General features: G+C 38.3%; 16 protein-coding genes, 1 tRNA gene and 3 pseudogenes. 14 read left to right on the top strand and 6 right to left on the bottom strand.

Annotated elements, in window-relative coordinates:
* Nucleotides 1–8: 8 nt before the first annotated feature.
* A complete protein-coding gene (locus tag AADV52_RS04160; protein ID WP_014918968.1) occupies nucleotides 9–842 on the top strand; it encodes a DegV family protein in 834 nt (277 codons plus the stop codon).
* Between the two features lie 47 nt (nucleotides 843–889).
* Here AADV52_RS04160 and AADV52_RS04155 read toward each other — a convergent pair whose 3' ends face one another.
* Nucleotides 890–1,465, bottom strand: a complete 576-nt coding sequence (locus AADV52_RS04155) for a phosphatase PAP2 family protein (protein ID WP_014918967.1) — start codon at nucleotides 1,463–1,465, stop codon at nucleotides 890–892.
* Nucleotides 1,466–1,560: 95 nt separating this feature from the next.
* Nucleotides 1,561–2,538 (bottom strand): annotated as a pseudogene (gene bsh, locus AADV52_RS04150) (choloylglycine hydrolase).
* A 153-nt stretch (nucleotides 2,539–2,691) separates the two neighbouring features.
* Between bsh and AADV52_RS04145 the strand changes: the two are divergent.
* Nucleotides 2,692–2,780 (top strand) — tRNA-Ser (locus AADV52_RS04145).
* A 159-nt stretch (nucleotides 2,781–2,939) separates the two neighbouring features.
* Here the strand turns inward: AADV52_RS04145 and AADV52_RS04140 are convergent.
* Both AADV52_RS04140 and AADV52_RS04135 read right to left on the bottom strand, forming a co-directional pair.
* Nucleotides 2,940–3,239, bottom strand: a pseudogene (locus tag AADV52_RS04140) (type II toxin-antitoxin system HicB family antitoxin); the annotation flags it as partial.
* A gap of 21 nt (nucleotides 3,240–3,260) precedes the next feature.
* Nucleotides 3,261–3,344 (bottom strand): annotated as a pseudogene (locus AADV52_RS04135) (type II toxin-antitoxin system HicA family toxin); the annotation flags it as partial.
* Nucleotides 3,345–3,736: 392 nt separating this feature from the next.
* Between AADV52_RS04135 and AADV52_RS04130 the strand changes: the two are divergent.
* The 9 genes from AADV52_RS04130 (at nucleotide 3,737) to AADV52_RS04090 (ending at nucleotide 12,770) form a co-directional block, all read left to right on the top strand.
* The gene (locus AADV52_RS04130) at nucleotides 3,737–5,125 is read left to right on the top strand and encodes an amino acid permease (protein WP_014918965.1); all 1,389 of its coding nucleotides are present in this window, start codon (nucleotides 3,737–3,739) and stop codon (nucleotides 5,123–5,125) included.
* A 141-nt stretch (nucleotides 5,126–5,266) separates the two neighbouring features.
* Nucleotides 5,267–6,223: a thymidylate synthase gene (locus tag AADV52_RS04125; RefSeq protein WP_014918964.1), complete on the top strand. Its 957-nt coding sequence runs from the start codon at nucleotides 5,267–5,269 to the stop codon at nucleotides 6,221–6,223.
* Nucleotides 6,224–6,237: 14 nt separating this feature from the next.
* Nucleotides 6,238–6,756 (top strand): dihydrofolate reductase, encoded by a 519-nt coding sequence (locus AADV52_RS04120; RefSeq protein ID WP_014918963.1) that lies wholly within the window; start codon nucleotides 6,238–6,240, stop codon nucleotides 6,754–6,756.
* A gap of 119 nt (nucleotides 6,757–6,875) precedes the next feature.
* The gene (locus AADV52_RS04115; RefSeq protein WP_080588361.1) at nucleotides 6,876–7,079 is read left to right on the top strand and encodes a hypothetical protein; all 204 of its coding nucleotides are present in this window, start codon (nucleotides 6,876–6,878) and stop codon (nucleotides 7,077–7,079) included.
* Between the two features lie 12 nt (nucleotides 7,080–7,091).
* Nucleotides 7,092–7,274: a helix-turn-helix domain-containing protein gene (locus tag AADV52_RS04110; protein ID WP_080588360.1), complete on the top strand. Its 183-nt coding sequence runs from the start codon at nucleotides 7,092–7,094 to the stop codon at nucleotides 7,272–7,274.
* Nucleotides 7,275–7,373: 99 nt separating this feature from the next.
* Nucleotides 7,374–9,791, top strand: coding sequence for an HAD-IC family P-type ATPase (locus AADV52_RS04105; protein WP_014918962.1), 2,418 nt, complete (start codon nucleotides 7,374–7,376; stop codon nucleotides 9,789–9,791).
* A gap of 350 nt (nucleotides 9,792–10,141) precedes the next feature.
* Nucleotides 10,142–11,002, top strand: coding sequence for a MetQ/NlpA family ABC transporter substrate-binding protein (locus AADV52_RS04100; protein ID WP_014918961.1), 861 nt, complete (start codon nucleotides 10,142–10,144; stop codon nucleotides 11,000–11,002).
* 12 nt (nucleotides 11,003–11,014) lie between these two features.
* The gene (locus AADV52_RS04095; protein WP_014918960.1) at nucleotides 11,015–12,076 is read left to right on the top strand and encodes a methionine ABC transporter ATP-binding protein; all 1,062 of its coding nucleotides are present in this window, start codon (nucleotides 11,015–11,017) and stop codon (nucleotides 12,074–12,076) included.
* Complete coding sequence (locus AADV52_RS04090) at nucleotides 12,069–12,770, top strand: methionine ABC transporter permease (protein WP_003626660.1); 702 nt, start codon at nucleotides 12,069–12,071, stop codon at nucleotides 12,768–12,770. Before AADV52_RS04095 ends, AADV52_RS04090 begins: the two co-directional genes overlap by 8 nt.
* Before the next feature lie 74 nt (nucleotides 12,771–12,844).
* Here the strand turns inward: AADV52_RS04090 and AADV52_RS04085 are convergent, their stop codons facing one another.
* Nucleotides 12,845–13,069, bottom strand: coding sequence for a hypothetical protein (locus tag AADV52_RS04085; RefSeq protein ID WP_003626652.1), 225 nt, complete (start codon nucleotides 13,067–13,069; stop codon nucleotides 12,845–12,847).
* A 186-nt stretch (nucleotides 13,070–13,255) separates the two neighbouring features.
* Between AADV52_RS04085 and AADV52_RS04080 the strand changes: the two genes are divergently transcribed.
* Nucleotides 13,256–14,659: a class II fumarate hydratase gene (locus AADV52_RS04080; protein ID WP_014918959.1), complete on the top strand. Its 1,404-nt coding sequence runs from the start codon at nucleotides 13,256–13,258 to the stop codon at nucleotides 14,657–14,659.
* 11 nt (nucleotides 14,660–14,670) lie between these two features.
* Nucleotides 14,671–16,047 carry a flavocytochrome c gene (locus tag AADV52_RS04075; protein ID WP_014918958.1) on the top strand — a complete coding sequence of 459 codons (1,377 nt, stop codon included), beginning with the start codon at nucleotides 14,671–14,673 and terminating at the stop codon, nucleotides 16,045–16,047.
* Nucleotides 16,048–16,062: 15 nt separating this feature from the next.
* Here the strand turns inward: AADV52_RS04075 and AADV52_RS04070 are convergent, their stop codons facing one another.
* The gene (locus tag AADV52_RS04070) at nucleotides 16,063–16,920 is read right to left on the bottom strand and encodes an IS982 family transposase (RefSeq protein ID WP_126096188.1); all 858 of its coding nucleotides are present in this window, start codon (nucleotides 16,918–16,920) and stop codon (nucleotides 16,063–16,065) included.
* Between the two features lie 407 nt (nucleotides 16,921–17,327).
* On the opposite strand from AADV52_RS04070, the gene AADV52_RS04065 reads away from it, so the two are divergent.
* Entirely contained in the window at nucleotides 17,328–18,905 is a 1,578-nt protein-coding gene (locus AADV52_RS04065) for a mucin-binding protein (RefSeq protein WP_014918955.1), read from the top strand.
* The last annotated feature ends 122 nt before the right edge of the window (nucleotides 18,906–19,027 follow it).

Genomic DNA, 19,027 nt, shown 5'->3' with positions numbered 1-19,027 from the left:
TTTTAAACATGAAAAATATTAAATTAATTCTTGATTCAAGTTCCAATATGGAAACTAACGAAAAAGAAAATTTACAAGTAGTTCCTTTAACTATTTCATTTGGAGGGCAAGACTATATTGATGATCAAACTCTCATCATGAAAGAGTTTTTAAGCAATATGAATAAAAATGATGTGGCAGGTAAGACTACTTGTCCTAGTATTCACGCCTGGCTTGAGGCATTAGAAGGAACAGAAAAGGCAATTATTATTACCATGACAAGTGGTATGAGTGGTACTTTTTCATCAGCGCTTCAAGCTAAGAAAATGTATGAGGAAAAGCATCCCTTAAGTAAAATTATTGTTGTTGATTCTAGAAGTGCCGGTCCAGAACTAACGATTGTTGCATACGGAATTGAACAAATGCTTAAAGGCAACATTCGCTTTGTTGACTTGGAAGAAGCAATCGTAGAATTTAGAATGCATACGCATCTATTATTTGTTTTGCAATCCTTGCATAACCTTTCTTTAAATGGACGCGTAGCTCTAGCAGTAGCCAAAATCGCAGGTTTATTAAAAATCAATTTGATTGGTACGGCTAGCAAGGAAGGAAAACTTGAGCCATTAACCAAGGCTAGAGGGATGAAAAAAGCATTGCGCGAAGTCTTCAAATACATGCAAGAAGACAATTATCATGGCGGTGAAGTCATTATTGACCACTGTGAAAATGAAAAGGATGCTGAGACTCTTAAAGAAAAGATTTTGGCAGAATATCCAGACGCTAAGGTTGAAATTAGACCAATGCGCGGCCTTTGCAGCTTCTATGCTGAAGAGGGCGGGTTAATGATTGGTTTTCATGAATAGTTGAAATTTGAGTAAAAGAAAAAGGTCACGTTTTGAAACGTGGCCTTTTAAAATGCTAAAAATAGTTGTTGAGAAATACTAAAGCAAACAATTGCTAAACTAGTAGCTCCAACGATGTCTGAAGGGTAGTGTGCTTTTAGGCTTAAGCGGGAAATAATTACCATCACCCATAAAGCAACAATGCCGATGATGAAGATTAACCCAAATTCTTTTGCAAATAATTGTAATAAAATTAGCCCCATCGTTGTTGCGCCAAGTACGTGACCGCTAGGGAAACTATAACCGTTTTCCATATCGGAATGCATGATTGGACGTCTGCGCCGAATTAGCTTTTTCATTACAATGCCAGATGCATCTGCAAAGCCTAAAGTTCCTAAAACCCAGATTGCAGTCAAGTTGCGTTCTTCGTTAAGTAGAAGACCTGCAAGCAAAACATCCCAAACTACCATTAACTTAGGATCATTGATAAAAGCAATTACCTGCCATTTGTAACCATCATGTTTTTTGACTAATTGCTGGTGCAACCAATGGTCAAATAGGTTAAATCGTCGGGATGTTTTGATGTTGAAAATAAGTAGCAATAAAATTGAGACTGCCAGTAGCAATACAATATAACTATTCATTAATCTCTAGTATTCCTTAATTCCTATCTGTACTAATTACTTATATTTTAACCAGAAAAATCCAAATAGTATCGATTTTTAGATAAAATTAATATTTAATTTTGGTAATTGAAGCAGGTCTTAGTGAGCATATCAAAAGTAATCAAGTCTTTAGAATCAAGATCTTCTTTGTTCATATCAACAACTTTGATTTGCTTGTCTGTATAAGTTGTGTAGTAGAAAATACCCTTATCTAAGTTGGTATCGTCTGAGTAAATAGTATATTCGAAGGAATCTGGACCTACTTGATCCAAGCCCTTTTGTTGTTCAGCTGAATGCAAGATGTGGAGGTAAGTATCGATGTTTTCTTCTTCGGTATCAGCAACTGGAGCATTGAACTTGTTGAATGCTACTCTGACAAAACGTGATTCAGCGTCCATACCACCTGGCAAGTTACGTGAACCAAGACCGCGGCTGTAGCCATCCATGTTAATTTTGCTTGAGAAGTTGTTCTTAGGCATGGCAGGTGAAACGTCTTGGTAGTTGTTCAAGTTGAACAATTGCTTAGGGAATTGTGGGTTGTTAGTTAAGCAGCCGACAGGGTTGTCGTAAACGTGCATACCGTCTGCGTCAGTTTCAACAACAATAGAAGCACCAGTTTTATCTGCGATGATCCAGTGAAGTGGGGATACATGCATCTTGTCGCTGAAGTTCTTCTTAGTGATGTTGATCTTGGCTAATAACCTCTTAGCTTCTTCAACAGTAGCTGCTTGGCTTAAGATCCATGGGATGAATTCGAATGAGGCGATGTTGTCCTTGCCTTCTTTTACATCTTAGTAAACGGCATTATCAGGATAATTAAGGCCGCCCATTCCTAGACCTTTTTTATTAGCTGCGTCAAAGTATAAAGGATAACCACCAGCATTTAATGCAATACCAACCATTGCATAGTGATGATCGATTTCAGGCATATCACGGAATTTGAATACGTAGTCACGTGGGGTAATAATAGCTTGTTGTCCAAAAGTGATTTCAAGGTCAAGGTTACGACCAAAGTAATGATCTTTAGGACTAAATATAATAGATGAACACATAATTGTTCTCTTTTCTATGTAACTATATCTTAAAATAAAGTACTAGAACTTGTAGCACTCAAGAAAAAATTTAGCATAGTAATTTTAAAAATTATATAAAAACATAATTGCTTTTGGATTATTTACAATAATGGGTTATAATAATACCGTTATGGAGTGTTGGCAGAGTGGTAATGCACCGGACTCGAAATCCGGCGAACCAAGTTTTCCTTGGCGCGCAGGTTCAAATCCTGTACACTCCTTATTAGAAAACCCGTAAGTGTTGAACCTACGGGCTTTTTGCATGCTAAGTTTGATAGATGAGAAGGGATTAAATGCCTAATTTTGATTGCTTCAGACCAAAGTGCTGAAAAATTTAATCCAGCTTCTTTACCCCGGATGTTTAAAAAAGAAGGGATTGTTAAAGTTTTTTTGACAAGTTTGTTTTCTTCTTTTTCACGTTCGAGTTGAAGGTCAACTTGAACAGGTACTAAAAAGTTTGGCTCTTTTAGTTTAAATTTTTCAGGATCATCTGTTGGAGTAGGTACCTCTTCATGAAAATCTTCTTCAGTTAATAAATATCCAGTCAGTGAATCATGTGCACTTTGGGTAGCTTCTTCTAAGGTATCTCCATATGTAGCAGCATATGGTTCTAGATCAGGAAAAGACACTTCATATTGATTGTCTGAGTTTTTATGAAACTTTTCAAAATATAAAACCATAATATAACTCCTTTACAAAAATTATTTCCAACCAGCTTGTTTAAAAATACTGTTGACTGTACCTTTAGGTAAATCCTTATTAGGATGTGGAATTGTTACTGTCCCTTTTTTGGTAGGTCAAGCCGTGTTCTCGTGGATTATCTAAGAGTTGATCATAAGTTTTAAATTTAATTTTTTCTTCATAACGAAAAACACCTCATGGAAAACTTACCATGAGGTGTTTTAACGACCCGCGTACCTTGCAGGCATTTCAACTAATACCTTAATGCCAAGTTGTTTTGCTCTAAAAGTCAATCTTTACCTTTCGCACGTTTGTTCTTTCTGTTAATTATAGCAAACATTCGTTTAAGTTGAAAAGGGGAATAAGCAAGAAACTAAATGAAAGTGGTTAGAGCAAACACGAGATTTGTGTTTTTCTCTTGACAATCGCCAAGATTAAAATTAAATTTATCTAATAATATTATAATAGGATAGAATTGATTTTTTGGAGTTGTTATATGAGTAAAAAGAATAACGCACCTCAATTAAGTCGTACCATGTCCGCTGGCCAGATGGAGATGATTTCTCTTGGTGGAGCAATTGGTGTCGGCTTATTTATGGGGTCAACATCAACTATTAAATGGACCGGTCCGTCTGTATTGTTAGCCTACATGTTTGTCGGGTTAATCTTGTACATTGTCATGAGAGCTCTAGGGGAAATGCTCTATGTCAATCCAGGTACTGGTTCTTTTGCTGATTATGCAACGGAATACGTGCATCCCTTAGCTGGATATCTTGCCGAATGGGCGAATGTCTTTGAATATATTGTGGTAGGGATGTCTGAAGTGGTTGCCGCAACTGAATATTTAAAATATTGGTTGCCGAACATCAGCGTTCTGTGGTCAGGGATAATCATTATCGCTTTTCTTTTGCTAGCAAACCTCGCGAGTGCTAAAGCATATGCGTCTTTGGAATTTTGGTTTGCCATGATCAAAGTTATTACCATTATTTTAATGATCATTTTAGGCTTTATCGTTATCTTCTTTGGCGTGGGTAATGGTGGTAAACCTACTGGCTTTAGCAATTTATGGGCACACGGCGGTTTCTTTACCGGCGGTTTTAAAGGCTTCTTCTTCTCAATGTCAATTATTGTAGGTTCTTATGAAGGAATCGAGCTTCTAGGAATTTCGGCTGGGGAAGTAGCCAACCCACAAGAAGCAATTGTCAAAAGCGTTAAATCTGTTTTATTTAGAATCTTGATTTTCTATGTAGGTGCGATCTTTGTAATTGTCACTATTTATCCATGGAATCAATTGAGTAGTCTTGGTTCTCCATTTGTAACTACTTTTGCTAAAGTAGGAATTACCGTAGCTGCTTCAATCATTAACTTTGTTGTATTAACAGCTGCGCTTTCTGGAGCTAACTCAGGTATTTATTCTTCAAGTCGAATGCTGTTTAAGTTGTCGCATGACAAAGAAGCTCCTGGAATCTTTAAGCATATTTCTAAGCGAATTGTTCCAGATCGTGCAATTATGGGAATTTCTGGTGGTATTTTCATCGGTTTTGTATTAAACGTAATTGCTTCGCGATTTAACCATTCAGCTTCTGACTTGTTCGTCGTAGTCTTCAGTTCATCAGTTTTGCCAGGGATGATTCCATGGTTCGTAATTTTGCTGGCCGAACTTAGATTTAGAAGACATAATAAGGATATGATGGCAAAGCATCCATTTAAATTGCCACTATATCCATTTTCAAATTATTTTGCCTTTTTAATGCTCTTAGTCATTGTTGTCTTTATGTTCATTAACCCCGATACTAGGATTTCAGTTATCGTTGGTGCCTTGGTATTGATTGTGGCAACAATCGTATACTTGGTAAGACATAAGGGTCAATTTAAGAAAAATTAAGCAATAGATCCCAAATTAAGTTTTGGGATCTTTTCTTTTGCCTAATTCATGCAAACTACTAAATATAGTAACCTTGCATTATCAAAACTACTACATCTATGGTATGGTAATAGAAAATGATTTCTTGAAAGGTGAAGAAAAATGGCGATTCTTGAACAACCGTATTTAGATCTATTGCAAAAAATTATGTCAGAAGGGCATGATAAAGATGATCGGACCGGGACGGGAACCAGAAGTTACTTCGGTGCTCAGATGCGTTTTGATCTTTCGCAAGGTTTTCCATTGTTAACTACTAAGAAGGTGCCATTCGGCTTAATTAAAAGCGAATTGCTTTGGTTTTTGAGAGGAGATACCAATATCCGTTTTTTGCTTGAACATAATAACCATATCTGGGATGAATGGGCTTTTAAGAACTGGGTAAATAGCAGCGAATATCAAGGCTATGATATGACGGATTTTGGGTTGCGCAGTCAAAGCGACCCAGAATTTAACAAGATTTATCAGGCAGAGATGAAAAAGTTTGATCAGCGGATTTTGGATGACGAAGATTTTGCTAAAAAATATGGCAATCTAGGTGATGTCTATGGTGCGCAATGGCGACATTGGGAAAAGCGCGAAGGCGGATTTATTGATCAGATTGCTGACGTGATTAAGCAAATTAAGGAAACGCCAGATTCTCGGCGCATGATTGTTACGGCATGGAATCCTGAAGATGTGCCAACTAGTGCACTTCCACCTTGTCATGTCATGTTTCAATTTTATGTGGTAGATGGCAAAATCAGCGTGCAGCTTTATCAAAGATCTGGCGATATGTTCTTGGGCGTGCCGTTTAACATTGCATCTTATTCGCTTTTGCTTAATTTGATTGCCCGAGAAACTGGTTTGCAAGTTGGTGAGTTTATCCATACTTTGGGGGATGCTCATATTTATCGCAACCACTTTAAGCAAGTTGAAGAATTGCTTAGCCGTAAGCCATATGATTCACCACAATTATGGCTTAATCCTGAAAAGAAAAATATTGCAGATTTTGAGATGAAGGATATTAAGGTAGTCGATTATCAGCATCATGGTACGATTAAAGCACCTGTTGCAGTTTAGGAATGAGATGGAAAATGATTGAATTTGTTTGGGCAGAAGATCAAAAACATCAGATAGGTTTAGATGGACATTTGCCGTGGCGATTGCCTGCAGATATGGCTCATTTTAAGGAGAAAACGATTGGTCATCCAATTATCATGGGAAGAAAAACTTTCATGAGTTTGCCAAGGTTATTGCCTCAGAGAAAGCATATCGTTTTAACCCATGATCAAGATTTGAAAAAGAAGTACCAAGATAATGATCAAGTAACAATTATTAATTCGATAGCAGAACTAGGTGATTATATTCAAAATCATCAGGGTGAAAAGCTTTGTGCGATTGGTGGGGTGTCAATTTTTAAGGCATTGCTTGATCAAGTGGATGTTTTAGAAAAAACGGAGATCGACGCTACTTTTGAAGCGGATACGGTGATGCCGGAGATAGATTATGATCAGTTTAAATTGGTGAAGAAAGAACATCATGAAGCTGATGAAAAGAATAAATATCCGTACACTTTTTTTACTTATCAGAGAAAAATTAAATCCATTAAATAAAGAGGCGCGTTACTACGATGGTTAGTAACGTGTTTTTACATCTAAAAGTTTAGAACTAATGCTTTACTATGAATTCATAGTGAAATCCTATATAATTTAGTTATATTAAGGAGAATGCTATGACTACTTCAATTAAGAACTATATCAACACTTTCAATATTAGAGGCAAAGAAATCGAAATAACTGCGCCTGCACGATTTGATGATGCTACTCAAAAAGTTGTTCCAGATATGAAACTTGATAATGCAGCTGTGAAGATGGCTCAACAAAAATATCGTGAAATGTTCGATTTTATTAAACCTGAAGAAATTAAAGCATTATGACAAAAGTGGAATTTGACACAAAAGCAATTTGCAAAGGTGATAGGGTGGAGCCCATCTACTGTAGTTTTATATGAAGTAGGTGAAATTCCTACTAAAAGTAATAATCGGTTACTAAAAGTGATGATCAAAGATTCAAACGTAATGAAAGAATTCATTGCTGAAAGCAAGGCCGATAGTGATTTAGAAGAACTGTAAAGAAAAAATTAAATCCATTAAAAAAGAGCTCGCAAGTTGCGGGCCCTTTTGTTTCTTCGGTATAATGGTATATAAAAAATATTTACTTAGGAAAAGAAAATGAACGAAGAAAAGACAAATTTAGAAACAGGATTAACTACAGCTGAAGTTGAACAAAAAATTGCAGCTGGTGAAGTCAACAAAGCAGTTGACGATCAATTTAAAACAAATAAACAAATTATTCGTGAAAATGTTTTTACCTACTTTAACTTGATTTTCTTAGTTCTATCTATTTTGCTGGTAGTGGTTGGAGCTTATAAGGACTTGACTTTTTTGCCAGTAATTATCCTGAACACCGTTATCGGGATTGTTCAGGAAATCCGGGCCAAGAAAATTTTAAGCAAGTTAAATGTGATGAATGCCACGGATATTGGAGCTTTGCGGAACGGAAAAGAGGAGCAGGTTCCAATTGAAAAACTGGTTAAGGGCGATATCGTCTTATTAAAAACCGGTGATCAGATTCCTGCAGACGGTCAGGTCATTAAAGGAAATATCCGCGTTAATGAATCACTCTTGACAGGTGAATCAGATGAAATTACTAAAGAAGTGGGCGACGAATTAATGTCCGGTTCTTTCGTGGTTTCGGGCAACGCCTACATGCAGCTAGAAAAGGTTGGTAAAGAAAGCTATATTTCCAAGTTGACTATTAAAGCTAAGGCAATGGGAAATAGTGAACAATCCGAAATGGTTCGCTCGATCAATAAGTTGATTAAATGGGTTGGGATCATCATTATTCCCCTGGGAATAGCGCTTTTTTCGATGAGCTTTTTCGTTAATAAAATGTCGCTTTACCGCAGTATTGTTTCCATGGAAGCAGCCATTATCGGTATGATTCCGGAAGGCTTGTATCTTTTGACAACGATTGCGTTGGCTCTTTCTGCCGTAAGATTGGCACGCAAACAGGTAATGCTGCACGACATGAAGAGTGTTGAAACCCTAGCCCGCGTTAACGTATTATGCGTTGATAAAACCGGTACGATTACCGAGCCTAAGATGAGTGTAGAAAAGGCAGTACCTTCCAAGAATTATCAGGGTGATTTGGACAAGGTAATTGGTGATTTTGCTCAAAATATACCAGCTGATAATGCCACAATGAAGGCTGTTCATAGCTTCTTTACTCAAAATATCGGGCAAAAAGCCAGCAGCATTTTGCCATTTACTTCAGTTAATAAATATAGTGGTGTCGTTTTTAATGATCATACTTTGTTAATTGGAGCACCAGAAATGGTATTAAGAGACCAATTTGACGAATATCAAGCCGAATTTGAGAAGTATGCAAAAACCGGTTATCGTGTCTTAATTGTTGCCGATTATCCAGGAGTTTTAACCGAAGATGATTCTAAGCTAACTAAGCCAGTTGAGGTTTATGGCTACATTCTTTTGACTAATCCGATTAGAAAAGAAGCCAAGGCAACCTTTGAATACTTTGCTAAGCAAGAGGTAGCCATTAAGGTGATCTCCGGTGATAATCCTGTCACCGTTTCGCGAGTAGCTCAACAAGCTGGTATTCAAAATTCAGATGCATATATCGATGCTTCAGAAATTCCAGAAAATGGCTATGAAGAAGCCGTTCAAAAATATAGCGTCTTTGGCAGAGTGAAGCCGGAACAAAAACGTAAATTTGTTAAAGCTTTGCAAAAGCAAGGCAACACCGTAGCTATGACAGGCGATGGTGTTAATGATATTTTAGCTATGAAAAAGGCTGACTGTTCAATTGCGATGGCTTCGGGAAATAGTGCGGCAGTCCAGGCTTCCCAAGTTGTATTGCTGGACTCAAATTTTGCTAGAATGCCGAAGGTAGTTAACGAAGGTCGACGCGTTGTTAATAATATTCAACGGTCTGCCAGTTTATTCTTAGTGAAAAATATCTTTTCATTCTTGATGGCTATCTTCTCATTGGTAATGGTAATCAATTATCCTTTGCAGCCGTCACAGATCACATTGATCTCGGCATTTACGATTGGTTTGCCATCATTCTTGCTTGCACTAGAAAGCAACCACAACCGAATCCGCGGACAATTTATTCCAAATATTTTATCCCGTGCGATCCCTGGTGGGCTAACCGACATGCTAGCAGTAAGTATTCTGGTAGTGGCAGGTGGTTATATTGCCCTAGATCATAATGATGTGGGGACTACTGCCACATTATTGTTAGTAGCAGTGGGGATGATGGTGCTTTACCACATTTCGGCACCGCTTAATCGTTTCCGCTTGCTGGTTATGCTGGGTTCGTTTTTAGGATTAATTTTGGCGATTATCTTCTTGCATGATTTATTCTCACTTAAGATGATCTCAGATAAGGCGATCTTCATCTTAGTAGTGCTATTCTGTGCGGCTACTACTATTTTCCGTTGGTTATCTAGAATTTTAGATGGTATTCGTGAAGTACTAGTGATCTTTGATCAAAAGGGCAAGAACATGACCTTCGGCGAATTTAAAGAGGCATATCGTCGCGGCCGAGAAAATAAAATTGAATAAAAATTAAAAAATATGTTGACTAGATTAAAATAAGATGATAACTTATTTATAACAATTATTAAACAAACATCTTGAAGAACTGAGTAACTAGAGCTTCTATCTATAAAGAGAGCTGACGTGGTGGTGAAAGTCAGCAGATAGAAACTAGTGAATATGGGTTTGGAACGATGACTGATGGTGATATTTAGCTATCAGCGGTTTTGCATCCGTTAACAGTGCAGGCTATTTTTTGATAGTCGCTGAGGCTTAACTGCGTAAGCAGTGAGTGAATTAAAGGTGGTAACGCGAGCATTCGTCCTTTTAGGGATGGATGCTCTTTTTATTTTCATGAAAAATGAGGGGTTGATATAATGAGAAAACGTAGACGCAGAAATACAATTATTTGGTCAATCATTGGAGTATTGATCATTATTGCTGGCTGGTTCAGCTTTGGACCAGGATTGAATTTTAATAATCAAGCACAAAATAAAGTTGTGACAGTTGGTGTTGTTGGTCAAAGTAAGCAGGACGCAGCCATCTGGAAAAGCGTAGCTAAGACTGCTAAAGAAAAATATGGCATTACGATTAAAATTAAGAACTTTACTGACTATAACCAACCAAATAAGGCTTTGAAGTCAGGGGATGTAGATTTAAATGCATTTCAACACTATGCCTTCTTAGATGCTTGGAATAAGTCAAATGGCGGTGGCGTTGTCCCAATTGGTAAGACTTACATTGCGCCAATTCGTTTGTACTCTAAGAAGTATCACAAGCTTGCAGATTTGCCAGACGGTGCAACCATTGCTATTCCAAATGATGCTACTAATGAATCAAGAGCATTGTTTGTTTTGAAAAATGCTGGCTTGATTGATTTAAGAAAGGGCAAGACACTTGTTACTGTTGCCGATATCACTAAGAATCCGCATAACCTTAAATTAAAGGAAATTAGTACTGAGCAAACCGGTCGAGTAATTAATTCAGTTGATGCATCTGTAGTTAACAATGACTATGCTGGTCCTGCTGGTTTGGGCGATAAGCAAACCATCTATATCGAACCAGTTAACAAGGATTCTAAGCAATGGATCAACATTATCTGTGCCAGAAAAGGCGAAGAAAATAATAAGCTTTACAAGGATGTAGTTAAGGCATTCCAAACTAAGAAAACTAAGCAATTAACTAAGCACTTCTACGGTAATTCTCAAATTACTGCTTGGGATATCAAGATTAAATAGGGAGGAAAAAGTATGAGCATTATTCAATTAGATCATATCGATGTAGATTTTCCGCAGAAGAAAGGTAAAGTAGTCAAGGCTGTTCAAGATGTCACTTTACATGTTGAAAAAGGCGATATCTATGGTGTAGTTGGCTTCTCCGGTGCCGGAAAATCAACTTTAGTTAGAACAATCAACTTATTACAACATCCTTCTGCCGGTGATATTCAAGTAAATGGCGTTGATTTTGTCAAAGATGGCAAGCAGGTCATTTCTAATAAAAAATTGCAATTAGAACGTAGAAAGATCGGCATGATCTTCCAAGGGTTTAATCTTTTGAATGAAACTACGGTGTTAGAAAATGTGGCTTTTGCATTGAAGCATTCTAAGCTTTCTGATGAAGAACTTGAAAAGCGTTCTTTGGAATTGCTCGACTTGGTTGACTTGAAGGATAAGGCTAACTTTTATCCGGTTGAATTATCAGGTGGTCAACAACAAAGAGTAGCGATCGCTCGCGCTTTGGCCAACCATCCAGATATCTTGATCTCTGATGAAGCAACTAGTGCCCTCGATCCGCAAAATACGCAACAGATTTTGGATTTATTAAAGAGATTGAATAAGGAATTAGGCTTAACCGTCGTGTTGATTACGCATGAGATGGATGCGGTTAAGAAGATTTGTAACAAGGTTGCCGTAATGGAGCATGGTAAGATGATTGAAAATGGCAACTTGCGTGAGATCTTCTTGCACCCTAAGAAGGAAATAACCAAGAGATTCGTTGGTGGTAGTTTGGAGGCTATTCAAACTCTTGATTCTTTGAACTTAGGCAAGCTTAGTGAAAACGAAGAAGTTTACCAATTGGTTTACAGCATTGCCAACGTGACTAAGTCAATTATTATTGAACTTTACCGTCAGATTGGTGTAGAAGTTTCAATGCTTTATGGTAATGTGGAGCTCCTAAATGGCGAGGCAATCGGTACTTTGGTTGTACTTGTTAAAGGTGATAGTGAAAAACAAAAGCAAGCTAGAGAATTCTTGGAGAAACAAAGCGTTACATTGACGAGATTGGATGAAAAGGGGAATTTAAATGATTAGTTGGTTTGAAAAAATTTGTCCAAATGTAGTGCAACTAGGTTGGGGCGGCGACGCCGGCTGGGGTACCAGTATTTTTCAAACTCTCTTTATGACCTTCTGGGCTGCAATCTTTGGTGGTATTTTAGGTATTATCTTTGGTGTATTGCTTGTAATTACTAAAGATGACGGCATTCGTCCAAATAAGTTTTGGTACAACGTTTGCGATAAGCTGGTATCTATCTTTAGAGCGATTCCATTCGTAATCTTGCTCGCATTTGTTGCACCAGTTACCCAAAAGATCGTGGGTACGCAAATCGGTATGAAGGCTGCCTTGGTGCCATTGACCTTGGGTGTTTTCCCATTCTACGCTCGTCAGGTGCAAGTTGCCCTTGAAAGTGTGGACGCTGGTAAGGTAGAAGCAGCACAAAGTATTGGTGCTACTGTTTCAGATATTATCTTTGACGTTTACTTGCGCGAATCGCGTTCAGAATTGATTAGAGTTTCTACTGTGACTATCATTTCATTGATCGGTTTGACTGCAATGGCTGGTGCCATCGGTGCTGGTGGTTTGGGTAATACCGCTATCTCATACGGTTACAACCGTTTCAACAATGATGTTACTTGGGTAGCTACGATTTTGGTTATTATCTTGATCTTCATCGTGCAAATTGTGGGTGACTTCTTTGCTAAGAGAATGAACCATCAGAATAGATAAATTTTTGAATTAAAAATAAAGAGATTGATTATCTTTAAAATGTTGATAATCAATCTCGTTTTGTTTTTTAAATTCTATTTTTCAACTACATATTCAAAATGTGAAGGGAAAGGTATTAAGTTGAAATTTTTCTTATATAATCTGAAAATCTCTGCTGGAGTATCTTTCTTAAATACAATAGTCGCTACCTTGTTTTGATCAGGTTTAGCTGAAACTACCCAATCTAGAATTTTGGCGACAATTGTTTCTTCTGGTGTAGGCATACGTAAAATATCCATATCTAAAATTTCATTTTCCATAATTAAGCTCCTTATGAAAGTATATAGGCGTATGTTTTTTGAATCGTTACAATTATTATAATTATTTTTTTATCAATTATATAAAACCCCTTTCACCAATTGAAAAAGAAAGCCTTTACAGGTATCATAAAAAGTGATTACTAATAAAGACAACAACCTTATACTTATATAATAAGGAGGAAAAATATGAGCAAAGAAGAATATCGTATTGAAAGTGACACTATCGGTCCCGTAAAGATTCCTAAGGATGCATTGTGGGGACCACAAACTGAAAGAAGTCGTAACAACTTCCCAAGTGGTGAATTAATGCCATTGCAAATCATTCGTGCCTTTTTACACTTAAAGAAGGCTGCCGCTGAATCTAACGTTGAAGTTGGCGATGAACCAAAGGAAAAAGGTGAAGCAATCGAAGACGCAATTGATCACCTTTTAGCTTTAAGTGATGAAAAACTTAGAAAAGACTTTCCACTTCACGTTTTGCAAACCGGTTCAGGTACACAAAGCAACATGAACGTTAACGAAGTAGTTGCTAACTTGGCTAATAAATTGCACCCAGGCTTAGACATCTTGCCAAACGATGACGTTAACCGTGGTCAATCCTCTAATGATACTTACCCAACTACCATGAACATCGTTGCCGTTGAAGCATTGGACAAGCTTGAACCAGCTATTCAACACTTGATCGATGAATTAGTAATTAAGGAAAAGAAGTACTGGAAGACTGTTAAGATTGGTCGTACCCACTTGCAAGACGCAACTCCACTTACTTTTGGTCAAGAATTGTCTGGCTACATTTCCGCATTGAAGCATGATCTTTCATACATTCAAGAATTGAAGCCAACTCTTTATGAATTAGCTATCGGTGGTACTGCTGTAGGTACTGGCCTTAACGCCGCACCAGGTATGACTGAAAAGATTGCTGGCAAGTTGTCAGAAGTTTATGGTCATGAATTCAAGGTTAAGACCAACAAGTTCTGGGGCTTAGCTCACCACTCAGGCCTTGACGTTGTTCATGGCGCTCTTAAGACCTTGGCTGCTGATATGTTCAAGATCGCTCAAGACGTTCGTATGCTTGCTTCAGGTCCGCGTGCCGGTTACCACGAATTAAACATTCCAGCTAACGAACCAGGTTCAAGCATCATGCCAGGTAAGGTTAACCCAACTCAAGCAGAAGCTGTAACCATGGCCGCCGTTAAAGTATTTGGTAACGATACCACCATTACTGTTGCTTCCAGTCAAGGTAACTTTGAAATGAACGTCTTCAAGACTGTAATTATCGCTTCATTCCTTGATTCTTGTGACATTTTGACTGGTACAATTACTGGTTTTGCTGATAAAATGATTCATGGTTTAACTGTTAATGAAGACAGAATGGATGAACTTCTTGAAAATTCACTCATGACAGTTACTGCTTTGTCACCACACATTGGTTATCACGCAGCTGCTAAGATTGCTCAAACTGCCGATAAGGAAGGAACAACCTTGAAGGAAGCTGCCTTAAAGAGTGGCAAGGTAACCGAAGAACAATACGATAAATGGATGGACTACATGAAGATGACTAATGTAGATAAGTCTACTCCAGAAGAATAAGGGAATGGAATATGCCGAATAATAAAGAATTAAAGAATAAATATGATGCAATTATTGTTGGTTCTGGTGGTACTGGTTTAACCGCCGCACTTCAAGCGCGTGAATTGGGCTTGAACGTAGTTATTTTGGAAAAGAATGAAAAAACTGGTGGTAATACCAGTCGTGCTTCAAGTGGGATGAACGCTTCTGAATCACTCGTTCAACTTCAAGAAGGAATCATCGACAACAACCGCGATTTTTATGAAGAAACATTAAAGGGTGGCGGTTTGTTAAACGACCGTGCAATGCTTAAGTACTTTGTTAACCACTCAGCACTTGCAATTAGCTGGCTGATGAAGTATGGCGTTAACTTGACTGATTTGACCATTACTGGTGGGATGAGCAAGAAGAGAGCTCACCGTCCAGGCTCAATGGAACCAGTTGGCTTTTATTTGACTTCTCGTTTGACTACGCAAGTAAAAAAGGCTGGTGTTGACATCTTCACTAGCGCTAAGGTAAGCAAGCTTTTGCAAGATAAAAATGGTCGCGTTAACGGTGTCGAAGTTGAAACTGAAGATGGCGTTAAGACTATTAAGGCTAAGGCTGTACTTTTGGCTACTGGTGGTTTCGGTGCTTCAAAGGACATCATTAAGAAGTATCGTCCAGACTTAGTTGATTACAAGACAACCAATCAACCAGGTGCAACCGGTGACGGCTTGAAGTTAGCCGAAAATGTTGGTGCACAATTGATGCAAATGAACTTTATTCAAGTTCACCCAACAGCTGATACTGACAACCCTCACGTTTACTTGATCGGTGAAGGATTACGTGGTGAAGGTGCGATTTTGGTTAACAAGGCCGGCGAACGTTTTGTTAACGAATTGAGTACTCGAAAGATCGTTTCAAATGCCATTACAGATTTGCATGAAGATGGTGCTTACTTGATCTTCGATTCCGGTGTACGAGCACACTTTGCTGCAGTTGAATTTTATGATCAAATTGGCTTGGTTGTACATGGTGATTCATTAGATCAATTGGCAGAAAAGATTGGCGTTGATCCCTATAACTTGAACGAAACAGTTTCAAATTGGAACAAGGCAGTTGAAACTCACAAGGATAAGGCATTCGGTAGAACTACTGGTATGGATCGCCCACTTGACCGTGGACCATACTTCGCAATTCACATTCACCCAGCTATTCATTACACTATGGGCGGTGTTCACATTGATACTGATACCGAAGTTTTGGATACTAATGGTAATGTAATTAAAGGACTCTATGCTGCAGGTGAAGCTTCAGGTGGACTTCACGGCAACAACCGTATTGGTGGTAACTCAATTGCTGAAACGGTCATCTTTGGTCGTCAAGCTGGTATTCAAATGACCAAGTATGCTAGAACAATTAAATAGTTAATACGCGTGGTGCTAGTTAAATCGTTCTAGACAATAAGCCAAATTATAAGCTAAAATTGCAATTTCTAACCGGCTTTGAAAGCCTATCAGACTACGTGCTCGATTGTTCTCGGCATTGTAATAGGTCAGAAGCGAAAAGTCGCTTTCAATTGTTCTGCGAATAGCCATCAATTGATGATCATTGTGCTTTTTAGCTCCTGTCATATTTTTACGATATGGTGTCCAAAGGTCATAACCCATTTGTTTTAGCTGTTGATGCAGTTCTTTGCCTAAATAGCCTTCGTCGCCAAGAAGATAGTAATTAGATGGATGGGTATTTTCCATCAGTTCAACTGTCTCCCTGGCATCATGAACTGATGCTTTTGTTACTACATAATCAAGAATGTAACCGTCATCGCTAACAATGGCATGAACTTTGAAACCATAAAAGTAAATTTTCTTGGTGGCCTTATAACCAATGTTGGCATAACCGCGAAAAATTTTAGCACGATAGTTGCGAATTGGTTGGCAAACAGGTACCGGAAAGCTGTCAATGATCAAGAACTGTCCATTCAGGTCAACCTTTTTATTCATTTCTTGCCGTATCTGATAAATCAATTGCAATAGCTGACGTGAACGTCGATTAAAACGTGAGTGTGATAAACAATTGAAACATTCACAGAATCTTCTTTGTGATTCAATTCCTGTCTTAGCTTGCCAGATAAGTAAAGCCAAAATCAGACTGTCCGTAGCTTTTACCCGGTTGATGTTTCGCCGTTGACTAAATTCAGCCGGAGCAGATAAACGATACCAGTGCCGACAAATTATCACTAAATCTTTAAAACTAACTTGTAAATGGTGGCTAAAACGCTTAAGCTTAAGGCAGTTCAATCAGATCAGACTCTTTTCTATTGAATACTACAACTTGAGTCTAGTCCGATTGGACTTTTTTATTAACTAAAACGATTTAACTAGCACCACGCGTAGTTAATGATTGAAAAAACAATGCTTGTCAGGAGCATTGTTTTTTTTAGTAAGATAAAAAAGATAAGAAAGCTTAAAGATTAGAAAACTTGATGTTATAATATTATTTGCCTATACACTAATTACATATACGGTTAAAGTATATAGCAGTTCTTAAAATAATGTTATTTTATAGGCCCCATGTTAAGGCAAATTAATGGTATGATAAAAGTGTATTAATTATCGGTACTGACTAAAATTTGAATATATAGATAAAAATTAAGCAGTCAGTAGTTTACTGGCTGTTTTTTATGATGGTGAGTAGGTAAAGAAGTATGAGCAAATTTACGGATATGTTTAATAAGTCAATTAGAGCAGAGATTGAGTTCATTGATTTGGACAACGGTGAAGCCAAGCTAGATAAGGTTGAGGGTAAAGGAAAGCAAAATGCCCCAATCGATTATGATCCAAGCGATAAGATCGAAGAATTCACGAATGAAGGATATGAACTTGCAAGCAACGACTTAGACATTAATGGTGTGAAACCGACTTACGATGATGATGGTCATATTTATTACATTGGTTTTCACCATGGCACCACGGTTGCTGATGCAGATTATCCTGCTTATGGCTATAGCAGCGATCAATTGGCAATGAAGGTTACCCAAACTGTTCATTATGAAGGTGCCTCGACCAGAACACCGATCGATAGCAAGCTTGAAATGGATGTTCATAAGAGATTAGTGGTCGATCGAGTTAATGGCGAAATCATTAAGGATAGTCATTGGCAAGACAAGTTTAGCAACTTTAAGTTGATCGCCACACCAATTGTGCCAGGCTTTGTGGCTGATCAAGCTGTTGTTGGTGGTAAGGCGATTAATGTTTTTCATCCTAATGAGACTTATACGGTTAAGTACGAATTGAATAAGAAGCCGGTAGCTGATCAAACGGTGAAGATCGAATACGTTGATATTTTGGATGACAACAAGGTTATTGCCACTGACGAAGTTAAGGGCAAGGCCAATATGCCAATAAGCTATGATGCCGAAGCTAAGATTGCAGCATTAGGTGAGCAAGGTTTTGACTTAGTTGACAATAGCTTCAATGGTGACGGCAATGTTCAATTCTTCGGTGACAGCGAGCAAGTGCCTGTCTTTGTCATTACCATGAAGCATAATTATGCTTTGGTTAATGAAAAGCATCCCTTGGATGGCGTTGATAAAAAAGAATACTCTAAAGAAATTTCATTCATCGTTAACTTCACAGGTGCTGGCGACAAGATACCTAAGCCTAAGAAGCAGACCGCTGTTTTAACCCGTTCGCTTTTTGTAATGCCTAAGAATAAAAATATTGTAGGTGCCAGCGAATGGAAGAGTCGCAGTGATGTTGACGGAGATAAAAAGGCTGATAGCAATTTTGCAGCAATCAAGGTAGATCCAATTGATGGTTATACTGTTTCTGCAACCAAGAATGGACAGTCAATTAATATTACTGATAATGAGATTACGTCCAGCAAATTGCCAGCTTTGATAAATGGTGAACCTGCACAAGATATTACTGTAAAGGTAACTTACACTAAAGATGGTGCAACTAAGCCAGGTACCGGCCAACAAGGCGGTAATCACAATGAAGGTGGCACCGGCAGTCAAGGTACAGGTCAACAACCAGGTGACAACCCAGGTGGTGGTACAATTGGTAACCAAAGCTCTGGCAACTCAGGCCAAGGCAATATCAGCGGCGGCACTACTGGTACCGTAGCTGGTGGATCTGCTTCAGGTACTGAATCTACTACTGGTTCAACTTCATCAACAACTAGCTCAACAACAGCCGCAACTGGTACAGATACCAAGACTGCTACAGCTGCTAGTCAATCTGACACTAGTTCAGATGACAGTGACCTAACAGTGACCTAGATGATGAAGGTTACGATGATGACTCAGGTGACGTAGAAGCACTACGTCATCATAAATCTGGAAAGAGCAGATCTAGTCGTCGTGCCGCAGCCAGTGCCAGCGGTGCCAGTGCTAGTGCTGCT

Origin of the sequence: Lactobacillus helveticus (assembly GCF_046109915.1) — a bacterium.
Classification (GTDB): domain Bacteria; phylum Bacillota; class Bacilli; order Lactobacillales; family Lactobacillaceae; genus Lactobacillus; species Lactobacillus helveticus.
This window is presented reverse-complemented; position numbering and strand designations above follow the sequence as displayed.

What these genes read in the sequence shown, in the direction of transcription:
- AADV52_RS04085 (WP_003626652.1), bottom strand. Translation starts at nt 13,069, where the DNA reads ATGGAAAATGAAATTTTAGATATGGATATTTTACGTATGCCTACACCA.
- AADV52_RS04160 (WP_014918968.1), top strand. Translation starts at nt 9, where the DNA reads ATGAAAAATATTAAATTAATTCTTGATTCAAGTTCCAATATGGAAACT.
- AADV52_RS04115 (WP_080588361.1), top strand. Translation starts at nt 6,876, where the DNA reads ATGACTACTTCAATTAAGAACTATATCAACACTTTCAATATTAGAGGC.
- AADV52_RS04075 (WP_014918958.1), top strand. Translation starts at nt 14,671, where the DNA reads ATGCCGAATAATAAAGAATTAAAGAATAAATATGATGCAATTATTGTT.
- AADV52_RS04095 (WP_014918960.1), top strand. Translation starts at nt 11,015, where the DNA reads ATGAGCATTATTCAATTAGATCATATCGATGTAGATTTTCCGCAGAAG.
- AADV52_RS04065 (WP_014918955.1), top strand. Translation starts at nt 17,328, where the DNA reads ATGAGCAAATTTACGGATATGTTTAATAAGTCAATTAGAGCAGAGATT.
- AADV52_RS04120 (WP_014918963.1), top strand. Translation starts at nt 6,238, where the DNA reads ATGATTGAATTTGTTTGGGCAGAAGATCAAAAACATCAGATAGGTTTA.
- AADV52_RS04100 (WP_014918961.1), top strand. Translation starts at nt 10,142, where the DNA reads ATGAGAAAACGTAGACGCAGAAATACAATTATTTGGTCAATCATTGGA.
- AADV52_RS04105 (WP_014918962.1), top strand. Translation starts at nt 7,374, where the DNA reads ATGAACGAAGAAAAGACAAATTTAGAAACAGGATTAACTACAGCTGAA.
- AADV52_RS04090 (WP_003626660.1), top strand. Translation starts at nt 12,069, where the DNA reads ATGATTAGTTGGTTTGAAAAAATTTGTCCAAATGTAGTGCAACTAGGT.
- AADV52_RS04130 (WP_014918965.1), top strand. Translation starts at nt 3,737, where the DNA reads ATGAGTAAAAAGAATAACGCACCTCAATTAAGTCGTACCATGTCCGCT.
- AADV52_RS04155 (WP_014918967.1), bottom strand. Translation starts at nt 1,465, where the DNA reads ATGAATAGTTATATTGTATTGCTACTGGCAGTCTCAATTTTATTGCTA.
- AADV52_RS04080 (WP_014918959.1), top strand. Translation starts at nt 13,256, where the DNA reads ATGAGCAAAGAAGAATATCGTATTGAAAGTGACACTATCGGTCCCGTA.
- AADV52_RS04125 (WP_014918964.1), top strand. Translation starts at nt 5,267, where the DNA reads ATGGCGATTCTTGAACAACCGTATTTAGATCTATTGCAAAAAATTATG.